This is a genomic window from Acidobacteriota bacterium (genome assembly GCA_039683095.1).
Classification (GTDB): Bacteria; Acidobacteriota; Aminicenantia; order Aminicenantales; family Saccharicenantaceae; genus RBG-16-66-30.
In genome coordinates, this window is record JBDKSB010000012.1 from 1,206,922 (window position 1) to 1,227,011 (window position 20,090).

Here is a 20,090-nt window from a genome sequence, read left to right on the forward strand (position 1 = left end):
ATTACCATGCTCCGGCCAGATGATTCAAGGGGTGAACCGGCCTCCTCCCGGCCGGCGCCTTGAAGACCCGCGGCTCTTGTGCTATACTGCGCCGAAAATGAGCTGGAGGCTGACCCCATCCGAAAAGCGGTTCTGGCCCTCGCGGACGGCTCCGTCTACGAGGGCATAGGCTTCGGCGCGAGCGCCAAAACCGGGGGGGAAGTCGTTTTCAATACCGGGATAGTCGGCTACCCGGAGAGCATCACCGACCCGTCCTACCGCGGCCAGATCCTCTGCCAGACCTATCCCCTCATCGGCAATTACGGCGTCGATCCGGCCTGCTTCGAATCCGACCGGCCGCAGATCGCCGGCTACATCGTCTCCGAGCTCTGCGCCCGGCCCTCGCACGCCCGCTCCCGCAAGACCCTGGACGACTGGCTCCGCGACAGCGGCGTTCCCGGGATCGCCGGCATCGACACCCGGGCTTTGACCAAGAAGCTCCGCGTCCACGGCGTCATGACCGGCGTCCTGGCCGCCGCCGACTTCGTGCCTGGCGCCGCCCGCCTGCGGCGCGAGGCCCGCGAGGTCCCCGATCCCAACGCCCGCGACCTCGTCGCCGAGGTCACGACGCCGGAGATCCGCATCTACAACCCCGAGGCCCCCCGGACGATCGTCCTCGTCGACTGCGGCGCCAAGCTGAACATCGTCCGGTGCCTCGTCCGGCGCGGCGTCGCCGTCGTCCGCGTCCCGGCCGGCACGGACGCCGGGCGCATCCTGGGCTTCGCCCCGCGCGGCGTCGTCGTCTCCAACGGGCCGGGCGACCCGGCCCGGGCCGCGGCCACGATCGCCGCCGTCCGCCGGCTGCTCGCCGAGCGCGTCCCCCTCTTCGGGATCTGCCTGGGCAACCAGCTCCTGGCCCTGGCCGCCGGCGGCCGGACCTACAAGCTCAAGTTCGGGCACCGCGGCCAGAACCAGCCCTGCCTCGAGGAGGGCACGAAGCGCTGCTACATCACCAGCCAGAACCACGGCTTCGCCGTCGACGCGGCCAGCCTGCCGGCCGGCTGGACATCCTGGTTCCGCAACGCCAACGACGGCACGAACGAGGGCATCCGCCACGCCCGGCGGCCCGTCTTCGGGGTCCAGTTCCATCCCGAGGCCTGTCCGGGCCCGACCGACACCGAGTTCCTCTTCGACCAGTTCCTGGAGGCGGCCGGATGAGAGCGCGGCGGAAGGTCCTCCTGCTCGGCAGCGGCGCCCTCAAGATCGGCGAGGCCGGCGAGTTCGACTACTCCGGCAGCCAGGCCATCAAGGCCCTCAAGGAGGAGGGCCTCGAGGTCATCCTCATCAATCCCAACATCGCCACCATCCAGACCTCCGAGGGCATGGCCGACAAGGTCTATTTCCTGCCGGTCACGCCCTATTTCGTGGAGAAGGTCATCGCCCGGGAGAGGCCCCAGGGCCTGCTGCTCTCCTTCGGCGGCCAGACCGCCCTCAACTGCGGCGTGTCCCTGTGGAAGAGCGGCGCCCTGCGCCGGGCCCGCCTGCCCGTCCTGGGGACGCCGGTCGGGGCCGTCGAGCGGACCGAGGACCGCAAGCTCTTCAACGCCGCCCTGGCCGAGGCCGGGCTCAAGACGCCGCGCGGCATCGCCGTCCGCAGCGTCGAAGCGGGCTTGCGCGCCGCCGGGACGATCGGCTACCCGGTCATGACCCGCGTCGCCTACGCCCTCGGCGGCAAGGGCAGCGGCATCGCCTACGGGCCGCGGGAGCTGCGCGAAGCCCTGCGCCGGGCCTTCACGGCCGCCCCGCAGGTCCTCATCGAGGAGTACCTCGACGGCTGGAAGGAGATCGAGTACGAGGTCGTCCGCGACCGGGCCGACAACTGCGTCACCGTCTGCAACATGGAGAACTTCGACCCCATGGGCATCCACACGGGCGAGAGCATCGTCATCGCCCCGTCGCAGACCCTGACGAACGACGAGTACCACCGCCTCCGGGCCATCGCCATCAAGGCCATCCGCCACCTCGGCATCGTCGGTGAGTGCAACATCCAGTACGCCCTCAATCCCCGGGACGGCGACTACCGGATCATCGAGGTCAACGCCCGGCTGTCGCGGAGCTCGGCCCTGGCCAGCAAGGCGACCGGCTATCCGCTCGCCTTCGTCGCGGCCAAGCTGGCCCTCGGCCACACCCTGCCGGAGCTGCCGAACTCGATCACCAAGGTCACCTCGGCCTGCTTCGAGCCGGCCCTGGACTACCTCGTCGTCAAGATCCCGCGCTGGGACCTGAAGAAGTTCGGCCGCGTCTCGAAGAAGATCGGCTCGGAGATGAAGTCGGTCGGCGAGGTCATGGCCGTCGGCCGGTCCTTCGAGGAGGCCATCCAGAAGGCGGCCCGGATGCTCCAGGTCGGCGTCTACGGCCTGGTCGCCAACGAGAACTACTCCTTCCGGAGCCTGGAGAAAGAGCTCCGCCACCCGACCGACGAGCGGCTCTTCGGCATCGCCGAGGCCCTCAAGAAGGGCTTCACCGTCGACCGCATCCACGCCCTGACCCGCATCGACCGCTGGTTCCTGGAGAAGATCAAGTCCGTCGTCGATTGCGAGGCCCGGCTGCGGGGCCGGCGCCTGGCCGCTATCGGCCCGGACCTCCTGGCCGAGGCCAAGCGCAAGGGCTTTTCGGACAAGCAGATCGCCCTGCTGACCGGCTCGTCGGAGCTCCGCGTCCGGGCCCGGCGCAAAGAGCGGGGCCTCGTCCCGGCGGTCAAGCAGATCGACACCCTTGCCGCCGAGTACCCGGCCCAGACGAACTACCTCTACACGACCTACCACGGCCGCGAGGACGACGTCCGGTTCGGCGGCGCCCGCGGCGAGCCGGGCAAGGTCATGATCCTCGGCTCGGGGTCCTACAGCATCGGCTCGTCGGTCGAGTTCGACTGGTGCTGCGTCAACGCCGCGCTGGCCCTCAAGAAGCTCGGCTACCGGACGATCATGGTCAACTACAACCCGGAGACGGTCTCGACCGACTACGACATCGGCGACCGCCTCTATTTCGACGAGCTCAGCTTCGAGCGCGTCCTCGACATCTACGAGCGGGAGAAGCCCCTGGGCGTCCTCCTGTCCATGGGCGGCCAGATCCCCAACAACATCGCCCTCCGCTGCCACCAGGCCGGGGTGCGCGTCCTGGGCACGCCGCCGCCGAGCATCGACCGGGCCGAGGACCGCTTCAAGTTCTCGCGGCTCCTCGACGAGCTCGGCGTCGACCAGCCGGCCTGGCGCGAGCTGCGCAGCGTCGGCGAGGCCAAGCGCTTCGCCCGGGCCCTCGGCTACCCGGTCCTCATCCGGCCGTCCTACGTCCTGAGCGGGGCGGCCATGAGCGTCGTCTTCGACGAGGATTACCTCGACCGCTACCTCCAGAAAGCGTCCCGGGTCTCGCCCGAGTACCCCGTCGTCATCTCCAAGTACATCCTCAACGCCAAGGAGATCGAACTCGACGCCGTGGCCGACCGCGGCGAGGTCGTGGCCTCGGCCATCATCGAGCACGTCGAGAACGCCGGCGTCCACTCCGGCGACGCCACCATGGTCCTGCCGCCGCAGAAGCTCTACATCGAGACCATCCGCCGCATCCGCGAGATCGGCCGCGAGATCGCCCGGGCCCTCGAGATCACCGGCCCGTTCAACATCCAGTTCATCGCCAAGGACAACGCCCTCAAGGTCATAGAGTGCAACCTCCGGGCCTCGCGCTCGTTCCCCTTCGTCAGCAAGGTCGCCCGGACGAACTTCGTCGAGCTGGCGGTCGCGGCCATGATGGGCCGGCCCGTCCGCAACGGCAGGACGACGCTCGATCTCAACTATGTCGGGGTCAAGGCGCCGCAGTTCTCCTTCTCCCGGCTCAAGGGCGCCGACCCCGTCCTGGGCGTCGAGATGGCCTCGACCGGCGAGGTCGCCTGTCTGGGCCGGGACGTCCACGAGGCCTATCTCAAGGCCGTCCTGGCGACCGGCTTCAGCCTGCCCCGCAGGAGCGTCCTGGTCACGGTGGGCGGCGAGGAGTCCAAGCACCGCTTCCTCGCCTCCGCCCGGACGCTGGCCGGGCTGGGCCTCCACATCTACGCCACCGAGAAGACCGCGGCCTATCTCCAGGCCAACGGGGTCCGCAGCACGCGGCTGTTCAAGGTCCACGAGCGGCGGGAGCCCAACATCCGGGACTTCATCGCCGGCGGCCGGATCGACCTCGTCATCTCCATCCCCAACCCGGCGAAGAGGGTCGAGTTCAACTCGGCCTACCGGCTCCGCCGCCTGGCCGTGGACTACTCGGTCCCCATCCTGACCAACCTCCAGGCCGCCGACCTCTTCGTCCAGGCGCTGGCAGCCAAGAAGCCGGCCGACCTCGAGATCAGGCACTGGGCCGAGTACGAATAGGCCCGCCCCGCCGGCCCCGGAACCCGGGAAGATCCCGACCCCGCGTCGGCAACTCCTTGACAATCCGCCCCGCCCCGCCGACTAATATGATGAGCGCACCCGGAGAGCCGGGGATCTTCAGGCAAGGGGGTTATCGATGAAACGATCGATCGCTGTGCTTTTGGTGATCGGGATCGCGGCGTTGGCCGGCCTCGGCTCCGCCTGGGGCCAGGAAAAGAAGATCGCGTTCAGCCTGAACGCCGGCGTCCAGACCAACTTCTTCAACTTCGACGGCGAGAGCTCGTCGTTCGACCGGGCCCTTTTGACCGTGGACGGCAGGGCGGGCTTTCCTCTGGGCCGCAACTTCGAGATCAGCCCCGAGGTCATGGCCGTGTTCAACTACGGCAGCCTCGAGGACTTCAGCACCTGGGTCCTCCATCCCGGCGTCATGCTGAATTACAGGTCGCGGAACTTTTTCGCGGGCGCCGGAGCGGTCCTGCCCATCATGTTCTGGAGCGGCGGCGGCGATTCCGGTTCGGAAACCCTGCGCATCTCGCCCAAGGTCAATATCGGCTACTCGTTCCCCAACGGGATCCAGCTGACTGCCTATTACCTGTGCTGGCTCGAGGAAGGCATCGGCCTGTTCGACTTCGGCTTCGCCGGCCTGACGCTAGGCTACAGGTTCTAGTCAGGGGCCCCGTTCCCGCACGTTCGCGCGCGGCGGCGCCGGGACGCCTTCGCGCGCTCTCTTGTCCCGGCCCTGCCGGTCGTCTATAATCCAGGCAGGGTGAAAAGACCATGCGCGTGAAAGCGTCCGTCCTGTCCCTGCTCATGTCCCTGCTCCCGGCCCTGGTCCTCGGCGTCTCCCTCCTGCCGGCGGCCCAGAACGTCCCGGCGCGGGCCGCGAAGATCAAGGTCACGGCCGAGCAGGCCAATCTTCGCGAGAAGCCCGACATCGGGAGCTCCATCGTCCAGCAGATCCCCGAAGGAACGGTGCTGGAGACGGACAGGAAGGACGGCGAATGGTATTTCGTCCGCTACGCCCTCGAGGACGGCGGCGTCATCGGCGGCTGGATCCACGAAAGCCTGGTCCAGGTCGTCGAAGAAGCCGGGGCCAAGCCCGCCGGCGAGACCGGGACGAAGCCGGCGCAGCGGCCCGCCCGGCCGGCCCGGACCCGGCCGAACCTGCCGCCGCTCGACTTCCGTTCGGGCTCCGTGCCGCTCGAGATCTCCTTTTCGCTCGGGGCCGCCACGCTCGCGCCCCGGGATCTCAACAACGGCACGGAGGGCTTTGTCGACTCGACGGCCGCCTCGGCCGGCCTCGCGGCTCCTGACAGCGTCCGGATCCTGCGGGCCGCTCCGGTCATCGGCTTCGAGCTGGCCTTGAAGATCGACGCCCGGTGGACGATCGGCCTCGGCGCCGATTATCTCCGCGGCGCCAACGGGGACAGATCGGAGCTCACCGGCGCGGAGGCCGCGGAAACGGCCAGGACCAGGCCGTCGGCCCGGGTCGTGCCGGTCAAGGCCATCGTCCGCTTCTATCCCGGCGCGGGCTTCTACGTCCGGGGCGCCCTCGGCCTCTACGCCGTCAAGGCCGGCTACCTGTTCCGCCGGGAAAGCGCGGGGGCCTGGGAACAGTGGAAGGGCTCGGCGTCGAAGTCCGGCCTGGGCGGCGAAGCCGCCTTCGGCGGCGAGTGGGACATCGCGCCGCGGACCATCCTCTTCCTCGAGGCCGGGCTGCGCATAGCCAGCGTCGACGGGCTGACCGGCCGGAACACCTATTCCAGCTCCGGCGGCCCGTCCGTCCAGGAGGCGGGAACGCTCTATTACTTCCGGCAAGCGGCCGGAGACGGCAGCGCCTATCCGATGGTCCTCGTCCAGGCGAACCCGCCGTCGGGAACGGGCATCTCCGACGCGCGCCGGGCCCGCGTCAACGTTTCTGGCACGTCATTCCGGATAGGCGTCCGCTACCGGTTCTGAAGCCCGAGGCGGACGCGGGGAAGAATCCTCCATCCCGGACGTCTAATAGCCAAGAATGGAGGTCCAGCCATGTCCAAAACCCTGGGGCTCTCCCGCCTGGTTCCCGCCGCCCTCCTGACCGTCGCCCTGGCCGTCTTCGTCCCCGCGGCGTTCGGACAGGAAACGTCCGGCGAAGAGAAGGCCGCCGGCACGAACGTCGAGATCACGGTCACCGCGCCGCGGGTCGAGATCCCGCTCAGGAAGAACCCGGCCGCGACCACGGTCGTCGAGACGCCGCTCCTCCGGGCCATGCCCCGGACGATCGCCATCGACGAGGCCCTCAAGCTCGTCCCCGGCGTCAAGGTCGACAACCAGGCCGACGGCGAGCGGGTCCATCTCTCCATCCGCGGCGAGGGCATCCTGACCGAGCGCGGCACGCGCGGCATCAAGACCCTCGTCGACGGCATCCCCCTCAACGACCCGTCCGGCTACATCTCCGATTTCTACGATATCGACTGGACCGCCGTCCGGCGGCTCGAGGTCCTGCGCGGGCCGGCCGCGGCCTTCTACGGCAGCGGCTCGTCCGGCGGCGTCCTCAACGTCCTGACCCGCGACGGCGGGACGGACCCCGTCTCCGGCAGCGCCGCCCTGGTCCGGGGCGCCTACGGCCTGAAGAAGGGCTACGCCGGCATCGGCGGCACGACCGGCCTCCTCAACTACAGCGTGACCGGGTCCATGCTCTCCGGCGACGGCTACCGCGCCTGGTCGGCCTACAAGGGCGACAACGCCCGGGGCAAGTTCGCCTTCACCGTCAGCCCCAAGGTCAAGATCACGGCCGTGGCCGGCTGGACGGACTACTACAACCAGAACCCCGAGGGCCTCAACCTCGACTGGTTCAGCGCCGACCCTAAGACCCTCCGCCGCCAGGCCAACCCCGATTCCGCGAGCAAGAACGAGTTCCAGCAGACCCGCCGCGGCACGGGCGGCGTCACCGCCGCCGTCGCCCTGGCCGAGAACCTCGGCCTGACAGCGACCGCGTATTACCGCGGCACCCGCTACACGGAAGCCGTCCCATCGACGGTCATCCACCGCGACTTCGACACGCCCGGCCTCCTGTTCCAGGTCAACCAAAAAGCGTCCTGGGGCGCGGTCCGGAACTTCCTGACCGCCGGCGCCGACTACGCCTGGCAGGTCGTCGACGAGACGAAATACCTCAACCTCGGCGGCGCCGTCGAGGGCCCGGACAGGGTCGCCGACCAGACCATGACCCAGACGGGCGCCGGCATCTTCGTCCTCGACCGGGTCGAGCTCGGCGGCCCGTGGGGGATCTTCGCCAGCGCCCGCTACGACCGGGTCACCAACCGGCTCGACAACCATGTCGAGATCCTCGATGCCCTGCTGCCCGACCATGTCGCCTACAAGCGCGCGACTGGGCGGCTCGGCGTCACCTGGAATCCCGCGCCCGGCTTCGGGCTCTACGCCAGCTGGGGCTCCGGCTTCCTGCCGCCGGGGACCGAGGAGCTGGTCAACAACCCCGACGCCCTGGGCGGCTACAACACGGCGCTCGTCGCCGCCACTTCGGGCGGCGAGGAGATCGGGGCCCGGGGCACGATCGGCAAGGCCCTGAGCTACGACGCCGCCGTCTTCTATCTCGACACGAAGAACGATTTCGGCCGCTACCGGATCGCGACCCGGCCGCTCGAGACCTTCTACGGCAACGTCGGCTCGACCCGCCGCTACGGCCTGGAGACGTCCCTGGCCTGGGTCCCGGTCGAACCTCTGACCCTGCGGGCCGCCTACACCTATTCGCACTTCAAGTACGTCAGCGTCGAGACGCTGACCGGGGAGACGTACACGGGCACCTGGCTGCCGAACTGCCCGCAGCACCAACTCTACGCGGACGCGGAATGCCGGATCACGACGGCCCTGACCGCCGGGGCCTCGCTGGATTACATGGGGGCCTGGTATGTCGATTCGACCAACCGGATCCTGGCCAACGGCTACGGCCGGACCGACCCCTACGCGCTCGTCCACGTCCGGCTGGGCTACCGGTTCACCTTCGGCGGCACGCCGCTCGAGCTCTTCCTGGCCGGCCGCAACATCTTCAATGTCCTGTACTACGGCTTCACCGAGCCCGACCCCGACGGCAACTCGTACCAGCCGGCCCCGACGGCCGAGTGGAGCCTGGGCCTGAGGATCGGCCTGAACTAGCCGCCGCCCTGATCTTGGGCCCGGGCCGGCCCGGACGGCATGTCAAGCCTTGACGGAAGGCCCCCCAAGGGCTATTCTTGAAGCCTGGAGCCGCCGATGCCTGTCAGTCCATCTCTTCTCGCCATTCTGGCCTGTCCGCTGTGCCAGGCGGACGTCCGGCTGACGGCCGACGAAAAGGGCCTGAAGTGCGTCTCCTGCCACCGCGTTTACCCCGTCAAGGACGATATCCCGGTCATGATCATCGACGAGGCCGTCGTCGAACCCGACCGGGCCGTCAAGGCCTGATCATGTGCGGCGTCATCGGCCTCTGGGGCAACGGCCCCGTGATACAGGACCTGTACCAGGGCCTCCTGGCCCTCCAGCACCGCGGCCAGGATTCGGCCGGGATCAGCACCTTCGACGGCCGCTTCCACACCAAGAAGGGCAACGGCCTGGTCCACGACATCTTCACCCCCGAGGCGGTCGAGCACCTGCGCGGCCCGATCGGCATCGGCCACACCCGCTACCCGACGATCGGCGGCGGCGGCAGCGAAGACGCCCAGCCCTTTCAGCTCAACTCCCCGTTCGGCATCACCATGGTCCACAACGGCAACGTGGCCAATTACCGCGAGCTCCGCGACGAGCTCTACGAAACGAGCCACCGCCTCCTCAACTCCGACTGCGACGTCGAGATCATCCTCAACCTCTTCGCCGAGTCCCTGGCCCGGGAGCGGACCAGGGACCTGGCCCCCGAGCACATCTTCCGGGCCGTCGAGGCCGTCTACAAGAAGGTCCGGGGCGGCTACTCCGTCGTCGCCTACATCGCCGGACAGGGGATGGTGGCCTTCCGCGATCCCTTCGGCATCAAGCCGCTGGTCTACGGCGTCAGGCGCGACGGCCTCCTGCCTTCCTACGCCTTCGCTTCCGAGACGGTCAGCCTGAACATCATGAACTTCGGCGAGATCCGGGATGTCGAGGCCGGCGAGGCCGTCTTCATCGACAAGGCCCGGACCCTCCACCGCAAGCACATCCGCAAGGGCTGCCCGTCGCCCTGCCTCTTCGAATGGGTCTACTTCGCCCGGCCGGACACGTTCATCGACAAGGTCAACGTCTACAAGTGCCGGGTCAACCTCGGCCGCTCGCTGGCGGCCGACATACGGCGCCGCAAGCTGGCCATAGACGTCGTCGTACCCGTCCCCGATTCGGCCCGCGACGCGGCCATCGAGATCGCCCGCCGGCTCAACCTGAAGTACAGCGAGGCCCTGGTCAAGAACCGCTACATCGGCCGGACCTTCATCATGCCGGCCGACGACAAGCGCAAGACGTCGGTCCGCCAGAAGCTCAACCCCATCGCCTCGGAGATCCGGGGCAAGAAGGTCCTCCTGGTCGACGACAGCATCGTCCGCGGCAACACGTCGCGGGCCATCATCGAGATGCTCCGCGAGGCTGGGGCCAGGAAGGTCTATTTCGCCTCGTACTCGCCGCCCCTGCGCCATCCCTGCGTCTACGGCATCGACATGCAGACCAAGACCGAGTTCGTGGCCCAGGACGCCGACGAGGCCGCCGTGGCCCGGAGGATCGGGGCCGACAAGGTCATCTACCAGTCGCTCAAGGCCCTGAAGAAGGCGGTCCAGCAGGAGAACCCGAAGCTCAGGAACTTCTGCGCCGCCTGCTTCGACGGCATCTACCCGACCGGCGACATCACCTCGGACCTGCTCGAGGACATCGAGTCCGACCGCAAGCAGGCCCAGGACGCCCAGCTCGAGCTCAACCTCTGAGCCGGGCCGGCGCGGCCTTCATCCGTCAACCCATCACGGAGGGAGGCGCCCGGCCGGGGCCGTTCCGTGCTCCCGGCCGTCATCGCCGCGTCACAAGCCGAACCCGCCCAGGAAATCGAGCGACCGGCCGATCGATCCCAGCCCGACCGAGACGCGGACCTGGGTGTCGGTCTTGGCCCGGAAATAAAAGGCCCGGACGTCGACGTTGATGTCGACGCACTGGTAATGATAGGTCGCCAGTGCCCCGGTGTACAGGAGCTTGCTGTCCTTGATGTTGTAATCGGCCTCGAGCTGGAGATCGAGGCCGAGCCGGCGCAGCCGCGCGCCGCCGAGGACGCCGACCTGGTCGCGGTTGTAGAGGGCGACGAGCTCCGAGTCGGCCCCGGCCACCCAGGCGTTGCGGCTCTTGAACCAGGTCAGGGTCAGGAACTCGCCGTCGGCCCGGGACCCGGCCGTGGCGCTCAGCCGCAGGCTCGACAGGGTGTCGTAGTAGGTGTTGTAGCCGGCCGAGGCGTCCAGGCTGAACTTCGCCCGGGGATAGAACCGGAGCGTCCCGGTGATCTCCGAGAAACGCGGCGGCCGGCCGTCGACCGGGTAGATCGACAGGGGTCCGTCCTCCGGCGAAAAGTAATAGGTCTGGCCCAGGCCGAGCGAGAAGACCTCGACCGACCGGCCGCCGGCGCCCTTGAAGAGGAAGCGGTCGGTGACGCCGTAGCTGACCTGGTGGTAGCGGAAAAAACCGTAGTTGGTGACGACGCGGTCGCTGGCGTTGGTCGGGCTGTCGTAGGAATAGGTGACATAGGGCTCGATGATGTTCTTGAGCCGGGCCCGGCCGCTCCGGCCGTAGAAGAGCCGGTAGAAGACCGGGCCGACGATCTCGACGGCGGCCGCCAGGTTGCGGGTGAACAGCGGCTCGGCGACGATGGCCCCCGTCCCGGCCGGGTCGAGGCTCTGGCCGTAATAGCTGAGGTTGGCCGTGACCGTCGTCGTCGCCGTGAGCCAGGGGATCGAGGAGAAGGGCAGGCTCAGCGACGGGCTCAGGGTCAGGCGGGTCGAGCGCCTCTCCGTCCCGGCCTGGTATTGCGACTTCCAGCCGTACTGGGAGCGGACGAGCGAGGCGGCCAGGGAGAAGTAGACCGGGGCGAAGAGCCTGGTCTTGAAGACGTTGAAGTTGACCTGGGGCAGGGAGGTCGAGACATTGGAGTCGCCGGCCTGGGAGAAGTAGGTCTCGAAGCGCGAGGCCCGGACGCTCAGGTTGAACCGGCGCCACGACCGCGTCACGTAGGCCTGGGACGTCCGGGTGTAGGACAGGGCCCGCTGGAAGTTGTTGTCGAACTCGCGCAGGAAGCTGAACGAGGTCTGGTAATCGACGTTGGCCGCCAGGGAGAAGCCCAGGGGCAGGGCCTGGGTGTGATCGAGGCGGATGATCGAGGAATTGCCGGGCCGGGCGCCGTCGGCCTGCCGCCGGGAGATGAAATAATAGAGGTTGAGGTCGCCCCTGGTCCCGCCGGGGAAGAGATAGCGATACTCGAGGCCGGCGCCGGTGCCGCGCTTCGAGTAGACGTCGATCCCGGCGGTCAGATCCATGTTCGGGGCGATGGCCCAGTAATAGCTCTCGGTGACGGACAGGCCCTTCTCGCCGCCGTAGCCGAACTGCGGCGCGAGGAAGCCCGAGGCCCGGTCCTTCAGCGGATAGCGGAGGTAGGGCAGATAGAGGACGGGGACGCTTTTGATCCGGACGACGGCGTCCCACATCTCGACGTACTCGCCCTTCTGGAGCTTGGCCCTGGACAGGCCGAAGCTCCAGCGCGGATTGGGCTGGGTGCAGGCGGTCAGGCGGGCCTTCCTCAGGGCATAGACGTCGGCCTGCCGGCGCTCGAACGTCTCGGCTTCGAAGAGGATGGAGGGCTCGACCAGGCCGGAGGCCCGTTCGATCGTCCCCCGGCCCGTCCCGAGGTTGTAGAAGGCGCGCTCGGCCCGGACGACCTCGCCGGACGCCTGGACGACGACGTTGCCTTCGGCCCGGACATCCTTGGTTTCGAGATCGTACTCGACGCGGTCGGCGAAAACCAGGACGTCGCCGTAATGGACCTCGACGTCTCCGGCCGCGTAGACGCGCTCGCCGGCCCGCTGCTGGCTTCGGGACAGGATCCGGACCTCCGTCGCGGAGCCCGGCCCGGGCGCGGCGGGCGACACGGGCGGCACGGCGGTCGAAGTGGATTGACCGAAGAGAACGGGCGGACGCGGCATCCCGGTCAGGCATAGCGCGACGGCCAGGGCAGGGAGGAATATCCGCCGGGGGCAAGACTCCATCGGCTGATTTGTAGCACAGGAAAAAGGGAGAAGCAAACAGGCCTGACGGGGGGCGGCCTGGTCAGCAATGGGCGGAATTCCGGGACATGACCCTTTTCTCCAGAAAAGGGATCGTGTCCCGCGAATTCCGTGTCCGTCAGGACTCGGGCGGGTCGTCCTTCAATTCCTTCTTCAGCGCCCGGAACAGGCTCAGGAGCCCCGAGGCGACGCCGAGGACGGTGAAGATGAGCAGGAGCCAGGGCGCCGTGCCCAGCCAGCGGTCAAGGAAATAGCCCATGAACAGTCCCACGGCGATCGATGACGGCAGGATCAGGCCGATCGAGGTCAGCTCGGCCAGCCGCCGGAAATCCGGGCCGTGGGGCTTCTTCTCCATCTCCATCAGGCGGCCTCCGTACCCCGGCCCCGGGCCGTATCCTTCGCGGCCCCGGGCTTGGCCGCCCAGGCCCCGCCCTCGTTGACCAGCGCGTTCCAGCCGAAGCCGAAGCCGAAGGCCAGGCAGAAGAGCTTGAAGAACGCCTCGAAGTCCCGGCCGCCGGCGCCGGCCTCGAACTTGGGGAAGATGACCAGGGCCAGGATCAGCCCGACGGCCAGCGAGGCCAGGGCCGAATAGAGGTAGCGGCGGTTGAAGCCGCGGACCCGGCCGCCCTTCACCTGTCGCAGCCAGGGCAGGACCGTCCGGGCCAGGATGCCGGCCAGCAGCCCCGCGAATTTTACCAGGAATTCCGTCGACATGGCGTCTCTCCTCCCGGGCGCGCTGTCATTCCCGGGCTTATTCTCGGAAAGGAGCCGGAAGAAGTCAAGGAAGCGCGCCCCACTCCCTAATACGTGCTTTCGCCGGGATCGGCGGGACATGCTATAATCCGGATGTCATGACGATCGAGGAGCAAGGCCTGTCCGAAGACCGCTTGCTGCGGCGCATCCCCTTCGAGATCGCCGGCCTGGCGGCCGTCCTGGCCGTCCCGGCCGCCCTGCTTTTCGACGCCGCGACCGGCATCTTCTTCTTCGCCGGCGGGCTCTTTTCGGCCCTCGGCTTCCTCTGGCTCAAGCAGTCGCTGACCCGCTTGCTGGCCAAGGGCGAGCGGGGCGCGCGCCGCTCCGGCATCCTTCTCTACGCCCTCCGGCTCGTGTTGATTTGCGCCGTCTTTTTCCTTATAATTTTATTCTATCCGAAGAAGCTACTCGCTTTCGTCGCGGGCTTCTCCGCGGTCGTGCCGGTAACGCTCATCGAGGCCGTGCGGGGTCTTCTTCGCGTGAAAACATGGAAGGTTTAGAGCACAGCCTCTGGATCGTCGAGGCCTTCAACCGCGTCTTCGGCCCGCCCGTCGCCGCGCTGCTCGGCCTCTTCGGCCTCAAGGTCGATCCTTTCCACGCCATCCCCGATTACCTGGTCATGATCATCATCGTGGCCGTCGTCGTCCCGGTCCTTCTCCGGCTCCTCGCCCGCAAGCCGGACGTGGTGCCGAGCCGGCGCCAGACCGTGGCCGAGATGATCGTCCAGCTGTTCGAGGGCATCGTCACCGACGCCATGGGCCCGGAAGGCCGCAAGTACGTCCCTGTCGTCGGCGGGGTCGGGCTGTTCATCTTCGCCAGCAACATGATCGGCCTCATCCCCGGCTTCATGTCGCCGACGAGCAAGCTCAACGTCACGGTCGGCTGCGCCCTGGTCGTCTTCTTCTACTACCACGCCGAGGGGGTCAAGGCCCAGGGGATCAAGTACTTCAAGCAGTTCCTGGGCGAGATCCCGGCCCTGGCCCCGCTGATGCTGCCGATCGAGATCATCAGCCATTTCTCCCGGCCGGTCTCCCTGTCGATGCGGCTTTTCTGCAACATCTTCGCCGAGGAGCTGCTGATCCTGATCATGGCCTCGATCGTCCCCTTCCTGCTGCCGCTGCCGTTCATGGCCCTGTCCATCTTCACCTCGGTCATCCAGGCCTACGTCTTCGTCCTGCTCTCCTGCGTCTATCTCGCGGGCGCCGTCGCCCATGAACACGAGCACTCAAACTAAAGGAGTTCGTCCATGTCCAAGAGAGTCAAAGCCCTGTGGTTGATGGCCTTCGGCGTCGCCCTCACGGCCCTGCCTGCCCTGGCCCAGGAAGGCGGCCCGGCCGAGCTGGCCAAGCCCCGGGCCGACCTGTTCAAGCTGTCTCTCATCGTCGGCGGCGCCGTCATCACCCTGGCGGTCATCGCCGGCGCCATCTGCCAGTCCAGGGCCATCTGCTCAGCCTGCGAGGGGATCTCCCGCAACCCGTCCGGCGCCCCCGCCATCCGCGGCCTGCTCATCCTGGGCCTCGTCCTGATCGAGACCCTGGTCATTTACGCCCTGCTCATCACCATCATCATCCTGATGGTCCAGTGGGGCAAGTACGTCTGAGCCTGAGACCCGAGGGCCGAGGCCCATCAGACCCCGGAGCGGATGACGCGATCGACGCTTTCGCTCATCGCCGCGTCCTTCAGGCGGTTCAACGGGGACAAGTGTTGGACCTCGGCCGTCGTCATCTCGTATTTCTCGCTCCTCTGCAGCGTCCCCCTGATCGCCCTGTTCTTCGCCGCCGCCGGGCGGTTCCTGGGCGACACGGAGATGGCCCTGCGGAGCCTGAACATCTTCACGGATGAGTTCTTCGCCCGGCTCGACCCGGGCTTCTTCAAGAGTCTCGCGGGCCTGACCGGTGCGGCTCGCGATCTCGGGCTCTTCGGCGTCATCGGCTCGCTCGTCTCGGCCTCGTTCCTGTTCTCGAGCCTGATCAGCGCGATCAACCAGATCTTCCGGACGACCTACCACCGGTCCTTCATCTACAACCGGCTGATCGAGTTCATGATGATGGCCGTCGTCGGCGTCTTCATGCTCTTTTCCCTGGCCATGACGGCTGCCTGGACGGCCATCGGCCAGGCCATCGAGAAGAGCGGCCTGGCGGTCGCGACCCTCAATCCCGAGGCCCTGAAGGCCCTCAACAACGTCTTCCTGAAATACCTGATCCCCTATTTCCTGACCTTCCTGATGTTCTTCATCCTGTACAAGTTCATCCCGGAGGTCAAGGTCCACACCCGGGCCGGGACCATCCCGGCCCTTATCGCCGCCCTGATCTTCGAGGTCTTCAAGCGGGCTTTCGCCTTCTACGTCGTCCACTTTTCCGCGGTCGGCATCGTCCTGAGCAAGCTCCTGCAGGGCACGCTGACCTCGGTCCTTTTCTTCGTGCTCTGGGTGACCTCGTCGATGATCATCCTGCTCTGGGGCGCGGAGCTGGCCGCCCTGCTCAACGAGAAGTACGACGCGGCGGCCGCCGCGAAAGCGCGGAAAACCCCTCCGCCCGCCCTCAAAACGGCCTGAGAAGGTTTCCCCGGCAGGAATCCTGGAAACGGGAGAAGAACCTTGTTCCCCCCGGAAACCGTCCGGATCGCGACGGAACGGCCCGGAGGAACGCCTCGGAGCGGGCGTTTTCGGCGATCAGATGTGCTTGTTGATCAGGTCGACGAGCTTGGCCTTGGGCAAAACTCCGACCGCTTTATCTTTCAGCTCCCCGCCCTTGAACAGGATCAGGGTCGGGATGGCCATGATGCCGTAGGTCTGCGGCGTCCGGGGGTTCTCGTCCACGTTCATCTTGACGACCTTGAGCTTGCCCTTGTGGGCCTCGGCGATCTCCTCGACCACGGGGCCGATCATCATGCAGGGGCCGCACCAGGGAGCCCAGAAATCCACCAGGACGGGCAGGTCGGACTTGAGCACCTCGGCGTCGAAGCTGGCGTCGGTTCCGGTCAGAATGGCGTCGGACATGAGCGCGTCTCCAATTCCTAGCACTTTGGTAGTATTTGAATTCCAATCATAGCGGCCGGCCGGCGCGTTGTCAAGCGGACGGCCTCGCTCCCGCGCCCAGCCTGGTATCCGAAGGCCATCCTTTATTAACCTTCCCCTCCACAGTCGGCGGACAGGGTCTATGATGCCGGGCCTATAACGATCATCATTCGGCCCAGCCGAGCTTTTCCTTGACCAAGTCGTAGTAGCTGCGGCGGGGCGACGTGACGAGCTGGAGATCGAACGGCGCCTTGCGGATCTCGACCACGTCGTTGCGGACCATGACCCCGCCGCGCTGGCCGTCGAAGGTCACGTGTACCTCTTCCCCTCCCGTCAGCAGCCGGACGCTGATCGTCGACTCCGAAGGCACGGCCAGGGGCCGGAGGGACAGGGTGTGGGGGCAGATCGGCGTCACGAGGATGGCCGGGACCTGGGGGTGGACGATCGGCCCTCCGGCCGAGAGCGAGTAGGCCGTCGAGCCCGTCGGCGTGGCGACGATCAGGCCGTCGGCCTTGAGGTCGGCCACGTCCCGGCCGTCGATGATCAGGGCCATCTCGATCATGCGGGCCTTGGCCCCCTTGGTGATGACGACGTCGTTCAGGCAGAATCCCGCCGCCGAGGAGGTCCGGGCCTCGAGGAGCCCGCGGGAGCTGACCAGGGACGCATCCCCGCCGAGGAACCTGTCGAGCGTCGGCGCGACCTCGGTGACCGGGATCTCGGTCAGGAAGCCCAGGCGGCCCAGGTTGACGCCCATGACCGGGACTCCCGCCCGGGCGGCGTGGTGGGCCACGCTGAGGAGCGTGCCGTCGCCGCCGAGGACGACGACCAGGTCCGAGGCCGCGGCGATGGCCGGGCGTTCCAGCCCGTCGGGGCGCCCGAGCTTCCGGGCCGCCACGTCCTCGAGAACGCAGGCGATGCCGCGGCCCTCGAAGTACTCGACCACGATCTTGAGGATGCCCTCGACCGAAGGGGCGTGGGGCTTGATGACGATGCCGGCCTTGCGCACGCTATTCATGGCGGACCGCCTCCTTGATCCATTCCGGGACGCGCTCGGCGTTGAGGGCCGGCGTTCCCTTGACCCACCAGGCGAAGAACTCGACGTTGCCCTTCTGTCCGTGCGTCGAGCAGCGGATGAGCCCCTTGAGACCGAAGCCCATCGCCCGGGCTTCCGCGACGGCGCGCTCGAGGACCGCGGCGTGGACCGCCGGGTCCCTGACTACGCCCTTCTTCCCGACGTCCTTCGGCCCGGCCTCGAACTGCGGCTTGATGAGCGAGACCAGGGTCCAGTCCCCGGGGACGGCCGCCAGGGCCGGCAGGATCTTGACGACCGAGATGAACGAGACGTCCATGGTGATGATGCCGGGCGGTTCGGGGATATCGGCCGGGGCGAGCGCCCGGGCGTTCTTCTCGATCGGGACGACCCGCGGGTCCTTAGACAGGTTCCAGTCGAGCTGCCTGGTATCGACGTCGACGGCGTAAACCCGGGCCGCGCCACGCTTCAGCAGGCAATCGACGAAGCCGCCGGTCGAGGCCCCGATATCGAGCCCGACAAGCCCCGTGACGTCGATGGCGAACCGCTCCAGGGCCTCCTGAAGCTTGAGGCCGCCGCGGCTGACGAAGGGAAGCGGATGCGCCACCTCGAGCGGCGCCCCGGCGTCGAGGAGTTCGCCCGGCTTGCCGACCGCCCGGCCGCCGCTCGTCACCAGGCCGGCCATGATCAGAGCCTGGGCTTTCTCCCGGCTGGGCGCGAGACCCCGGCCGGCCAGGAGCCTATCCGCGCGCTCTTTCACCGGCCCCTCCGGCGGGCGCCGCCCCGTAGAATTCCCGGATCCTCCGAACGATCCCCGCGACGTCGAGGCCGAGCCCGGCCCGGATCTCGTCGGACTTGCCCAGGGGGTAGGCCTCGACGGGCAGGCCGAGCGACATGAAGCGGATGCCGAACCGGCCCTCCCGGTCGAGGAGCCCGCGCACGGCGCTTCCGGCGCCGCCCTCGACGATTCCTTCCTCGAGGGTTACGACGGTCCGGCCGGGAGCCGCGAAGCGGAGGATGAGGTCGCGGTCGAGCGGCTGGACGAACCGGGCATTGGCCACGGCCAGGGAGATGCCCTCCTTCTCGAGCTCGCGGGCCGCTTCGAGCGCCGGGGCGGCCATCGTGCCCGCGGCGAAGAGGAGGTCGCGGCCGTCCTTGAGGAGCTCGCCCCGGCCCAGGGGCAGGACCTCGAGCGCCTCGTCCATCGGCACGCCCAGGCCCTTGGCCTTGGGGAAGCGGACCGAGGCCGGGTGCCCGTAGGCGAGGCCCGACCAGATCATGTGCTGGAGCTCGTTCTCGTCCTTGGGGGCCATGATGATCATGTTCGGCATCTGCCGCATGTAGGCCAGGTCGTTGACGCCCTGGTGCGTCGGCCCGTCGTCGGGCACGACCCCGGCCCGGTCGAGGGCGAAGACGACGGGCAGGTCCATCAGGGCGACGTCGTGGTAGATCTGGTCGTAGGCCCGCTGGAGGAAGGTCGAGTAGATGGCCACGACCGGCTTGAGCCCGGCCAAGGCCAGCCCGGCGGCGAAGGTCACGGCGTGCTGCTCGGCGATGCCGACGTCGAAGAACCGGTCCGGGAGCTTCTCGGAGAATTCCCGCAGGCCGGTGCCCTCGCCCATGGCCGCCGAGATGGCCAGGACCTTCGCGTCCTTCCGGGCGATCTTGATCATCGCCCCGCCGAACGCGCTCGAGAAGGACGGGCCCCAGTCCTTCTGCAGGGGCTCGCCGGTGGCCACCTTGAACGGCCCGAGGCCGTGGAATTTCTCCGGGTGGGTCCGGGCCGGCTGGAAGCCCTTGCCCTTCTGGGTTACGCACTGGATGAGGACGGGGCCGTCGATCGTCTTGGCCGTCTCGAAGGCGTCGACCAGGGACCGGATGTTGTGGCCGTGGACCGGCCCGATGTAGCGGATGCCCAGCTCCCGGAAGACATAGCCGGGGAAGAGCATCTTCTTGACCAGCTCCTCCATGGCCCGGCCGGCCTTGATGACATGGTCGCCCAGCCGCGGCACCTTCCGCAGGATCGACTTAGCCTGGTCCTTCATCCGGATGTAGCGGTGGCCGGAGACGAGGTAGGAAAAGTACTTCGACCAGGCCCCGACGTTGAGCGAGATGGACATCTCGTTGAAGTTCAGGACGATGATCAGCCGCTCGCGCAGGTGGCCGATCTGGTTGAGGGCTTCCAGGGCGACGCCGCCCGTCAGGCTGCCGTCGCCGACGACGGCGACCACGTGGTGCCTGTCCCCGGCCTTGTCGCGGGCCACGGCCAGGCCCAGGGCGGCCGACAGGGCCGTCGAGGCGTGGCCGGTGTTGAAGACGTCGTGCGCGCTCTCCTCTCGGCAGGGGAAGCCGAGGATGCCGCCGCGGCGCCGCAGCCCGCCGAAGCGGTCCTTGCGGCCGGTCAGTATCTTGTGGGTGTAGCACTGGTGGCCGACGTCCCAGACGATCTTGTCCCGGGGCGAGTCGAAGGCCAGGTGCAGGGCCAGGGTCAGCTCGACGGCGCCCAGGTTCGAGGCCAGGTGGCCTCCGTTCCGGGCCACCGTATCCAGGATGAGGGCGCGGATCTCCATGGCCAGGGTCGAGAGCTCCTCCGGCGAGAGCTTGCGCAGGTCGGCCGGCTCGCGGACGGAGTCAAGGATCTTGGCCATGGCCTGGCGCCGGGA

Annotated in this window: 18 protein-coding genes; 11 read left to right on the top strand and 7 right to left on the bottom strand. The window is 67.9% G+C overall.

The window, feature by feature from the left end; translation table 11 throughout:
• Positions 1 to 78: 78 nt before the first annotated feature.
• The 7 genes from carA (at position 79) to purF (ending at position 10,297) form a co-directional block, all read left to right on the top strand.
• Positions 79 to 1,197 carry a glutamine-hydrolyzing carbamoyl-phosphate synthase small subunit gene (gene carA / locus ABFD52_13075; GenBank protein ID MEN6561696.1) on the top strand — a complete coding sequence of 373 codons (1,119 nt, stop codon included), beginning with the start codon at positions 79 to 81 and terminating at the stop codon, positions 1,195 to 1,197.
• Entirely contained in the window at positions 1,194 to 4,391 is a 3,198-nt protein-coding gene (gene carB, locus ABFD52_13080) for a carbamoyl-phosphate synthase (glutamine-hydrolyzing) large subunit (protein ID MEN6561697.1), read from the top strand. The genes carA and carB overlap by 4 nt, the downstream gene beginning before the upstream one ends.
• A gap of 136 nt (positions 4,392 to 4,527) precedes the next feature.
• A complete protein-coding gene (locus ABFD52_13085; protein ID MEN6561698.1) occupies positions 4,528 to 5,058 on the top strand; it encodes a hypothetical protein in 531 nt (176 codons plus the stop codon).
• Between the two features lie 110 nt (positions 5,059 to 5,168).
• Positions 5,169 to 6,350 carry an SH3 domain-containing protein gene (locus tag ABFD52_13090; protein ID MEN6561699.1) on the top strand — a complete coding sequence of 394 codons (1,182 nt, stop codon included), beginning with the start codon at positions 5,169 to 5,171 and terminating at the stop codon, positions 6,348 to 6,350.
• A gap of 69 nt (positions 6,351 to 6,419) precedes the next feature.
• On the top strand, positions 6,420 to 8,540 hold the full coding sequence (locus tag ABFD52_13095) for a TonB-dependent receptor (protein ID MEN6561700.1): 2,121 nt from the start codon (positions 6,420 to 6,422) through the stop codon (positions 8,538 to 8,540).
• Between the two features lie 96 nt (positions 8,541 to 8,636).
• Positions 8,637 to 8,825: a Trm112 family protein gene (locus ABFD52_13100; GenBank protein MEN6561701.1), complete on the top strand. Its 189-nt coding sequence runs from the start codon at positions 8,637 to 8,639 to the stop codon at positions 8,823 to 8,825.
• A gap of 2 nt (positions 8,826 to 8,827) precedes the next feature.
• Positions 8,828 to 10,297, top strand: coding sequence for an amidophosphoribosyltransferase (gene purF, locus ABFD52_13105; GenBank protein ID MEN6561702.1), 1,470 nt, complete (start codon positions 8,828 to 8,830; stop codon positions 10,295 to 10,297).
• A 90-nt stretch (positions 10,298 to 10,387) separates the two neighbouring features.
• Here purF and lptD read toward each other — a convergent pair whose 3' ends face one another.
• The 3 genes from lptD to ABFD52_13120 form a co-directional block, all read right to left on the bottom strand.
• Positions 10,388 to 12,547, bottom strand: coding sequence for an LPS assembly protein LptD (lptD, locus tag ABFD52_13110; GenBank protein ID MEN6561703.1), 2,160 nt, complete (start codon positions 12,545 to 12,547; stop codon positions 10,388 to 10,390).
• Positions 12,548 to 12,746: 199 nt separating this feature from the next.
• Positions 12,747 to 12,989 carry an AtpZ/AtpI family protein gene (locus ABFD52_13115; GenBank protein ID MEN6561704.1) on the bottom strand — a complete coding sequence of 81 codons (243 nt, stop codon included), beginning with the start codon at positions 12,987 to 12,989 and terminating at the stop codon, positions 12,747 to 12,749.
• Positions 12,989 to 13,342, bottom strand: a complete 354-nt coding sequence (locus ABFD52_13120; GenBank protein MEN6561705.1) for a hypothetical protein — start codon at positions 13,340 to 13,342, stop codon at positions 12,989 to 12,991. Before ABFD52_13120 ends, ABFD52_13115 begins: the two co-directional genes overlap by 1 nt.
• Before the next feature lie 137 nt (positions 13,343 to 13,479).
• Here ABFD52_13120 and ABFD52_13125 point away from each other — a divergent pair, with 137 nt between their 5' ends.
• The 4 genes from ABFD52_13125 to ABFD52_13140 are packed head-to-tail and all read left to right on the top strand — an operon-like array spanning position 13,480 to position 15,935.
• On the top strand, positions 13,480 to 13,881 hold the full coding sequence (locus ABFD52_13125; GenBank protein MEN6561706.1) for an ATP synthase subunit I: 402 nt from the start codon (positions 13,480 to 13,482) through the stop codon (positions 13,879 to 13,881).
• Positions 13,869 to 14,615 (top strand): F0F1 ATP synthase subunit A, encoded by a 747-nt coding sequence (gene atpB, locus ABFD52_13130; GenBank protein MEN6561707.1) that lies wholly within the window; start codon positions 13,869 to 13,871, stop codon positions 14,613 to 14,615. Before ABFD52_13125 ends, atpB begins: the two co-directional genes overlap by 13 nt.
• A 12-nt stretch (positions 14,616 to 14,627) precedes the next feature.
• A complete protein-coding gene (locus ABFD52_13135; GenBank protein MEN6561708.1) occupies positions 14,628 to 14,981 on the top strand; it encodes an ATP synthase F0 subunit C in 354 nt (117 codons plus the stop codon).
• A gap of 42 nt (positions 14,982 to 15,023) precedes the next feature.
• Entirely contained in the window at positions 15,024 to 15,935 is a 912-nt protein-coding gene (locus ABFD52_13140) for a YihY/virulence factor BrkB family protein (protein MEN6561709.1), read from the top strand.
• A 117-nt stretch (positions 15,936 to 16,052) separates the two neighbouring features.
• Here the strand turns inward: ABFD52_13140 and trxA are convergent, their stop codons facing one another.
• The 4 genes from trxA to dxs form a co-directional block, all read right to left on the bottom strand.
• A complete protein-coding gene (trxA, locus tag ABFD52_13145; protein MEN6561710.1) occupies positions 16,053 to 16,379 on the bottom strand; it encodes a thioredoxin in 327 nt (108 codons plus the stop codon).
• Positions 16,380 to 16,563: 184 nt separating this feature from the next.
• Positions 16,564 to 17,412 (bottom strand): NAD(+)/NADH kinase, encoded by an 849-nt coding sequence (locus ABFD52_13150; protein ID MEN6561711.1) that lies wholly within the window; start codon positions 17,410 to 17,412, stop codon positions 16,564 to 16,566.
• The gene (locus tag ABFD52_13155) at positions 17,405 to 18,187 is read right to left on the bottom strand and encodes a TlyA family RNA methyltransferase (GenBank protein ID MEN6561712.1); all 783 of its coding nucleotides are present in this window, start codon (positions 18,185 to 18,187) and stop codon (positions 17,405 to 17,407) included. The genes ABFD52_13150 and ABFD52_13155 overlap by 8 nt, the downstream gene beginning before the upstream one ends.
• Positions 18,168 to 20,075 carry a 1-deoxy-D-xylulose-5-phosphate synthase gene (dxs, locus tag ABFD52_13160; protein ID MEN6561713.1) on the bottom strand — a complete coding sequence of 636 codons (1,908 nt, stop codon included), beginning with the start codon at positions 20,073 to 20,075 and terminating at the stop codon, positions 18,168 to 18,170. The genes ABFD52_13155 and dxs overlap by 20 nt, the downstream gene beginning before the upstream one ends.
• Between the last annotated feature and the right edge of the window lie 15 nt (positions 20,076 to 20,090).